This is a genomic window from Thermodesulfovibrionales bacterium (genome assembly GCA_035622735.1).
Taxonomy (GTDB): domain Bacteria; phylum Nitrospirota; class Thermodesulfovibrionia; order Thermodesulfovibrionales; family UBA9159; genus DASPUT01.
In genome coordinates this window covers 1-5,460 of sequence record DASPUT010000058.1, presented here as the reverse complement: position 1 = coordinate 5,460, position 5,460 = coordinate 1, and the positions used below count along the sequence as shown (strand labels likewise).

6 protein-coding genes are annotated in these 5,460 nt (G+C 55.8%); 4 read left to right on the top strand and 2 right to left on the bottom strand.

Features of this window, described 5'->3' with window-relative positions; genetic code table 11:
• The 4 genes from VEI96_03275 to VEI96_03260 form a co-directional block, all read left to right on the top strand.
• Window positions 1-136, top strand: a 136-nt coding sequence (locus tag VEI96_03275; protein HXX57003.1) for a Holliday junction DNA helicase RuvB C-terminal domain-containing protein, incomplete at its 5' end; no start/stop codon positions are given.
• Between the two features lie 56 nt (window positions 137-192).
• Window positions 193-1,341: an SPFH domain-containing protein gene (locus VEI96_03270; GenBank protein ID HXX57002.1), complete on the top strand. Its 1,149-nt coding sequence runs from the start codon at window positions 193-195 to the stop codon at window positions 1,339-1,341.
• A gap of 50 nt (window positions 1,342-1,391) precedes the next feature.
• The gene (locus tag VEI96_03265; GenBank protein ID HXX57001.1) at window positions 1,392-2,897 is read left to right on the top strand and encodes a hypothetical protein; all 1,506 of its coding nucleotides are present in this window, start codon (window positions 1,392-1,394) and stop codon (window positions 2,895-2,897) included.
• Between the two features lie 21 nt (window positions 2,898-2,918).
• Window positions 2,919-3,938 carry an AI-2E family transporter gene (locus VEI96_03260; GenBank protein HXX57000.1) on the top strand — a complete coding sequence of 340 codons (1,020 nt, stop codon included), beginning with the start codon at window positions 2,919-2,921 and terminating at the stop codon, window positions 3,936-3,938.
• A 345-nt stretch (window positions 3,939-4,283) separates the two neighbouring features.
• On the opposite strand, the gene VEI96_03255 is transcribed toward VEI96_03260, so the two are convergent.
• Both VEI96_03255 and VEI96_03250 read right to left on the bottom strand, forming a co-directional pair.
• Complete coding sequence (locus tag VEI96_03255) at window positions 4,284-4,802, bottom strand: glycine/sarcosine/betaine reductase selenoprotein B family protein (protein ID HXX56999.1); 519 nt, start codon at window positions 4,800-4,802, stop codon at window positions 4,284-4,286.
• 47 nt (window positions 4,803-4,849) lie between these two features.
• Window positions 4,850-5,460 (bottom strand): PAS domain-containing protein (locus tag VEI96_03250; protein ID HXX56998.1); only part of this gene is annotated, 611 nt, incomplete at its 5' end.

Sequence of the window (5,460 nt, the reverse complement as noted above, 5' to 3'; positions counted from 1 at the left end):
GCGCGATACCCTTGAGGATGTCTATGAACCGTACCTCTTACAGGAAGGCCTGATAGAGAGAACTCCCAGGGGACGCCTTGCGACGAGGCATGCGTACCAGCACCTCGGGAAAAGCGTGCCCGAAGGATTATTCTGAGAAATGAGCGACGCATTCCGATATCAGAGTATCGTTACAACGGAATAGGAGAGACCATGTCGGAATTTATGGAAGTCATCGAGTGGTTTGACAAGACCGGACAGGAGATCGTGCACCGGATCCCCGAGGAAGGCTCCGCAGAAATAAAGTTCGGTGCTCAGTTAATCGTAAGGGAGAATCAGGCGGCCGTCTTCTTCAGGGACGGAAAAGGCCTCGATGTGGTCGGACCGGGAAGACATACCCTTGCCACGCAGAACCTCCCGCTCCTGACGAAGATGCTTTCATTGCCCTGGGGGTTTAAGAGTCCATTCCGGTGCGAGGTCTGCTTCGTCAACCTGAAGGTCTTCACAAATATGCGCTGGGGGACAAAGGAACCGGTCGCATTCAAAGACAGTGAATTCGGCCTCATACGCCTCCGGGCATTCGGTACATTCACCCTGCAGGTGACGCAGCCGCTCCTCTTCATCAACACCCTCGTCGGCACTCAGGGCTCCTTTGAAACGGCCAATGTCGAGGACTATCTCAGAGAGGTAATCGTCTCGAGGCTCAACGACTTTCTCGGTGAGACCGTAGACAGCCTGATCAATCTCCCACGGCACTATGATGAAATGGCAGTGGCGGTCAAGACCCGCCTCACCGAGGACTTCAGGAAGTATGGGATAGAGATGGCAGATTTCTACATAAACCGCATTACCCCTCCTGACGATGTTCAGAAGATGATTGACGAACGTTCGGGCATGGCCGCCGTCGGAGACTTGGATAGTTTTCTGAAGTACAAGGCTGCCAAGGCCCTCGGAGACGCCGCTGCATCGGGCGGAGGACTGCCCGGCGGAGGGAATGCCTCCGCCGGCATGGGTCTCGGCATCGGTGCGGGCCTTGGGATGATGATACCGGGCATGCTCTATAAGGTAATGGGAAACGGTGAAGCGACACCGGAGAAGATCGTCGAAAAAGGGGTAGTCAACTGTCCGACCTGTCATGGTGAGGTTCCCCTGAGCGGCCGTTTCTGTCCCCACTGCGGAAACCAGATGGTCGTTATCAGGAGATGTCCCCGGTGCGCGAAGGACCTTGCGGCGGGGGACAAATTCTGTCCATCCTGCGGGCTCGATCTTACGACGGATCTACTGTGCAAGCACTGTAAGACAAAGCTCCCCCCCGGGACCAGATTCTGTTTTGCCTGCGGCGAAAAGGTCTCTGAAGAATAAGGGTCAAGGATATCACCTATGGCCTTTGGTGCTGAAGAGGACCGTCTATAATGAATAGTCTGGTCGTTTCGACAGAATGCCCCTCCTGCGGTGCACCGCTCGATTTTTCCGAAGGGTCAAATGCGGTGCAATGTCAGCACTGTCGCTCGAACCTGCTCGTTACCGGCAGGAAACAGGTACTGAGCTACTTCGTTGCGCCGAAGCTAGATGAGCACCTCGCTGTTGCAAAGGCGACGAAGGCGCAGAGGAATAGGGGGTATAGCGAATTCCGCGGTCTGAAGGCACAGCTCTACTTCATACCCTATTACCGCATGACCGGACAGGACTTCGGCTGGGAGAAAAGTCCTTCGACACCCGAAAGGAAGGAGGACTACGACGAATCCGGCAGCGGAGAGAGTGGCTATCAGTGGTTAACGAAATGCCAGAACATGCCCTTATTCGAAGCCGGCCCTTCACTCCGCGAAGCGGCAGGCGATTTGATGAATCTCCTTTTCGGTAGGACATCCGAAGAAGCCCCGCCTCCCAAAACAGATATCGGGAAAACGAACCCTGATCATTCGGCAACGGGTACGCTCTACGAAAACGGCGAAGTTATCTTGAATGACCGGTATATCGAAAAGAATTTCGTCGCATGCGACCTTCAGGGGCTCGGCATATATTCCCTAGGCGTCAGGCCGGCTGTGCTCAGACTCGAACTCTTCAGGAAAGAGGTGGTGAGTCCCTTGGGAAAGATCGTCAACCCTTCCGTCCGCCCTGATGCAGCCGAAACCCTCGGCATGAAGACAGCCATCAACCCGTCCCTCCTCTGCCGCAAGGTCATCGGCAGGGTCCTCTCGATTATTTATTTCCCCTTCTGGGTCATAGAGATGGAATGCCGGAAAGAGGTTATGGTGACGATTATCGATGCGGTCTCCCAGTCGGTCGTGAAAACAGATGCCCCCGCTTCACTTTATGAGACTTTCGACCGCAGCTTCACTGATGAAACGAAGGTCATCGGTTTTCGTCCCCTCACCTGCCCTAATTGCGGATGGGATTTTCCGGTGAGACCTGACGATAGTATTCTTTCCTGCCGGACCTGCAGCCGGGCGTGGCACCTCCTGGGAAGCGACCTCCGCGAAATCTCCTATCAGGTTGCGCAGGTGACAGACCCGGGCGCGAAAGGCCGGACCACATATCTGCCTTTCTGGATCCTCACCCATGCTGAAGACAACGGTCAATCGTTCCGTTTCTTCGTGCCCGCCTTCAGGTACCGGAGGCTGAAGGTCCTTCTCGATATCGCGCTGAGGATATCGAGACTCCAGCCCGCCTTTTCGACTATGGAGCCCAGGGGTCTCGATCTTTCTGGGTGTTACTATGACAGGGAAGACGCAGAGCTTCTGGCCCGGTTTACTGAATCGGTCTTGACATCAAAGAGCCTCAACGAATTCAGGGCTGACCGCTCGGATAGTCTGCCCTTGCCGGACGCGCAATTGACATGGTTCCCCTTCCGTCTGCAGGGAGAGTACCTAATCGCTCCTTTTGGGAGTATCAGCATTCCGAAGAACCTGCTCCTCTGACTACCGGAACTGGGACGGGAGATGAATACGAAAAGATCGAATGTAACTGGCTATGACATAGCCTCATGGCTGATTATGGGAGCGGCGCTGCTGTTCGTGCTCAATCTCCGCCTTCTCCCTGCTCTGCTCGCCGGACTGCTCGTGCACGAACTGGTGCATCTCCTCTCTCCTCATCTCCGTCTTACGAGACTGAGTGGCGATCGCGCCAGAATGGTCGTGGTTACGTTGCTTACGGTAGCCGTCATCGTGACGCTCGGCTTCTCGATCTGGGCCCTAATAGCATTCTTCCGCAGCGATTCAGGGAGCATACCGGCGCTCTTCCAAAGAATGGCCGAGATCATTGAGGGTTCACGAGAAAAACTCCCCGCCTGGCTCATCGAATCCCTGCCTAATGATGCTGAGGGTGTAAAGAACTGGTCGGTTGGCTGGCTGCACAGGCACGCGGGTGAGGTGCAGGTCGCGGGCAAAGAGGCGGGCCGCATGGCCGCGCACATCCTTGTCGGCATGGTAATCGGTGCCCTCATCTCTCTGCGGGAGGTGACTACCGCAAAAAACGGTCGTCCTCTCGCACGAGCGCTGGAAGATCGTGCGGCGCGCCTGAGTCATGCCTTCCGCGCTATCGTCTTCGCACAAGTGCGCATCTCGGCATTGAATACCCTCTTCTCGTTACTCTATCTCGCTGTTGCGCTGCCCGCACTCGGCATTCACCTGCCGCTCATCAAGACCATGGTGATTATCACCTTCATTGCGGGCTTGATGCCGATCATCGGCAACCTGATCTCGAACACGGTAATCGTCGTCGTCAGCCTGAGCCACTCGCTCGATGTGACCGTCGCCTCTCTTGTCTTTCTCGCGGTCATCCATAAGCTCGAGTATTTCCTGAACGCGCGAATCGTGGGCGCCAAGATCTCCGCACGCGCGTGGGAACTTCTGTTGGCGATGCTCGTGATGGAAGCGGCCTTCGGGATTTCCGGCCTCATCGCAGCCCCGATCTATTACGCGTACGTAAAGGATGAACTGGCAGACCGAGGTCTGGTCTGAGTCAGATTGCCGCTCTCAAACTTCGGGAACTTTTCCGAGTATCGTTTTCACCGTGTCCAGGCCGTAAGCATCGTATCTCTCTCTTCTCCATCTGAAAGGGAGATCGATAATCCCTCCGGGCTCGCGTATCTCGTAAAGGGCCTTGAACGCCTCTGCCAGGACTGCCCGCTGCTGTCCGGCATTGAACGGCTCCCCGAGCGGATGGCCGAAGGGCCATCTGAGGAAGATCGTCCTCGGCGGTTTAACGCTCTCGGTATATTTTCTTACGAGGGATATCCCGATTGTAGGGATACCTCTCCCCTCAATCTCCCTCTGTATCAGGCCTACGGTCTGATTGCAGATCCCTCAGCCCGGGGTGAGAAGGACGACATCGACGCCGCCCGCCTTCACCTTTTCGACAACTTCGGGTGCTGTCTTGTTCACGAGGGTATCGATAAGACCGCCAACGATATGTCCCATGAAACTATAATGCCTTTCAGCGAGGGCACCGATGATGCCCTTCTCCTCAAACTCCCGGAGCCTTTCGATCGGAAATACGACATTGATGTCTCGGTCCGCGTCTGAGTGGTCATAGTAGTCGTGAGTGATCATGAGGTCCGATACCGGCCTCGCCGCGTCAATCATCCGGTATGTGGCATCGCCCCGAGGGTCCCCCATGTCAAACGGCTTGTCGTCTTTGTGGTGCACCCCGGTTGTCGTAACGATCGCGACCTTGCATTCCCGCAGGGCTTTCCTCACCGGCGTCCAGGGGATCTCTTTTGATTCCCGCGGCCTGTAGGAAGCTATGATGGGTCCGCATAGAGAAGGAAAGCGGCCGAGGATCTTCGCGATGAGCCTGTTTTTAAGTCTCAGAATCCTCGCCACAATTTCAGAACCTCATGGCTTTATCAACAATCAGAAGAACGTCGCAGTCAATCCCAGTCGAGCAGCCTCTGTTCGCCCTCGAGTTTCCGGATCGCGGTGACATCCTGACTGCATTCGAGCGTGCCCCGGTAATTTCCTTCGGAGTCGCGCACCGCGAAATACCTGATATGGATGAACCTGCCCTTCATCTGGATCCAGAAATCAGCGACATCCCTCTTCCCGGCCTTGAACTCATCGAGGATCTTCTGCACCATGTGGAAGCTCTTCGGCGGATGGCACTTCTGGACCTTCCTCCCGATTACGCCGGGGCTCCGCGGGAAGAGCCTTTCCTTTGTCTGGGAATAATAGGCTACCTCGTCTTTCTCATCCACGAAGGAGAGATCGAGCGGCAGATGGGTCAGGAGAAGATTCACCTGCTCAAGGCTGAGATGACCCGTATCGAGGGTCAATCTTTCCTGTCCGGCCGCTTTCCCTTCGGCCGGCGCACCTTCAGCACCTGGCATCCAGCCCCTCTCGGGTTCGATCCATGCGTACCCGATCTCTTCTTCACCCCTCTTCACCTTCCCCCAGTCCGCATCGGTGAGCATCTCCATTGCCATCGGGAAAAGGATATGCTCTTCCTTGTAGATCATATCCACCACGCTCTGGAGCAGGTACT